Genomic DNA, 2221 nt, shown 5'->3' on the forward strand with positions numbered 1-2221 from the left:
TTAAAGAGTGCGTTGGTTATAAGGCTAATAATGAAGGTACATTTACTGCACGCAGACGGCACCTAGATGCCTTAAATCGTGCTTTGGATGCTGTAAATCTTGGTCGAAGACAGCTAACAGAGCTCAATGCCGGCGAGTTATTAGCCGAAGAGCTGCGTATTGCCCAAGATAATCTAGGGGAAATTACCGGTAAGTTCAGGCCCGATGACCTTCTTGGTGAAATCTTCAGTAGTTTCTGTATTGGAAAGTAGCTAGCGACTGATCAGAGCTCTATACTGTTGGCTTGCTTAAACTAGTTACAGGAGACAAGGATGAGTCAATCGGCCTTATTGAAAAGCAAACGATTTGCCCCCTTTTTCGCTACCCAGTTTTTGGGGGCATTTAACGATAATATCTATAAAAATACCCTAATGCTGATCATCGCATTCAAGGCATCGGATGCCTTAGGTATGAATGCTGATACGGTTCTTAACCTGGCAGCAGGTCTATTTATTCTGCCCTTCTTCATCTTTTCTGCTATTGCTGGCCAAATTACCGATAAATATGAAAAATCAGGCCTAATTCGAAAAATTAAGTTTGCTGAAATTCTTATTATGTCAGTGGCAGCATTAGGCTTGTTGATGGAGTGGTATTCCCTGCTCCTGGTTTTACTATTTGTGATGGGAACGCAGTCAGCATTTTTTGGACCTGCAAAATATGCCATCATCCCTCAACACCTAAAGTCAGAAGAATTGGTCGGTGGCAATGCGCTGATAGGCATGGGCACTTTTGTTGCGATTCTTTTGGGTACTATTGGCGCTGGTATCATCATGCAATTAGATAGCTTTCTGATTGTGACAGCATGTGCCGTCGTGTTTTTTGCATTGCTCGGTTATCTTAGTAGCCGTTCAATACCTTTGGCCCCACCGAGCCAAGCTGATATAACAGTCTCATATAACCCTATTAAAACTACCCACTCTCTAATTGTCGAAGCAAGAAAGCACCGGCCGATATATTTAGCAATTGCGGCAATCTCCTGGTTTTGGTTTTTAGGTGCAGCTTATTTAACGCAATTCCCTAACTTCTCGAAAGAAGTCTTGTTGGGGGGCTCCTCACTCGTCACCTTACTATTGGCGGTATTTACCATTGGTGTTGCACTTGGCTCGATGCTTTGTGAAAAACTGTCTTCATCACAGGTTGAGTTGGGTATTGTACCGATTGGCGCGTTGGGATTAAGCCTATTTGGTGTAGATCTTTATAGCGCAATTCCTCATCAACCTGAAATTATCCACACTTGGCTTACATTCCTAAACGCTGAAGGTTCTTTTAGAGTGTTGATTGATCTGATCGGTATAGGTATCTCAGGAGGCATCTTTATCGTCCCACTTTATGCCTTTGTCCAGGAAAGAGCGGAACCGGCTTTTAGAGCGAGAACCATCGCTGTGATTAACATTATGAATGCCTTGTTTATGGTGGGAAGCGCTATCACAGGAATGATCTTACTGGGAATGCTAGGTCTTGAAATACCAGAATTCTTCCTGGTTTTATCCATAATGAATTTCGTTGTTTGCCTATACATATTTTATCAAGTAGATGAATTTGCGATTCGCTTTTGTATATGGATATTAGGTCATACCATGTACCGAGTCAGCCACGAAGGCTTGGATAATATTCCTCGCGAAGGTGCAGCAGTAGTGGTTTGTAATCACGTATCATATGTTGATGCGCTCATACTTGCCGGAGCGTGTAGACGCCCTATGCGCTTCGTGATGGATCATAATATTTTCAAAAACAAATTTTTAGCTTGGTTTTTCAGAGCGGTCAAAGCCATTCCAATCGCGCCTGCGCATCAGGATCAAGAAATTTATGATCAAGCTTTCGAGTCAATATCTGAAGCACTAAATAATGAAGAGATAATTTGTATTTTCCCGGAAGGTAAGCTGACAAGAACTGGCGATATCAACGAGTTTAAAACTGGCATTGAAATAATAATCGGGCGTGATCCTGTCCAAGTAGTGCCGATGGCCCTACAAGGCCTTTGGGGAAGTGTTTTTAGCCATAAAGATGGAGCTGCCTTTTCGAAAGGTCCTAAACGTTTCTGGTCTAAGGTAAGGGTAATTGCTGATAAACCACTTAATCCTGATCTAGTAAGCGCCGAATTGTTGCAATCGAAAGTTATGCACTTAAGAGGAAATGTTCAATAGAGCACTTATGCCAAGCTGTGGATAACTTTAGTCTCTAA

General features: G+C 42.3%; 1 protein-coding gene and 1 pseudogene. Both read left to right on the top strand.

Annotated features, from left to right (window positions below; all coding sequences use genetic code 11):
• Positions 1-251: pseudogene (locus A3761_RS13290) on the top strand (tRNA uridine-5-carboxymethylaminomethyl(34) synthesis GTPase MnmE); the annotation flags it as partial.
• A gap of 60 nt (positions 252-311) precedes the next feature.
• Positions 312-2183, top strand: a complete 1872-nt coding sequence (locus tag A3761_RS13295; protein WP_068553364.1) for an MFS transporter — start codon at positions 312-314, stop codon at positions 2181-2183.
• Positions 2184-2221: the final 38 nt, after the last annotated feature.

Source organism: Oleiphilus sp. HI0123 (assembly GCF_001635315.1).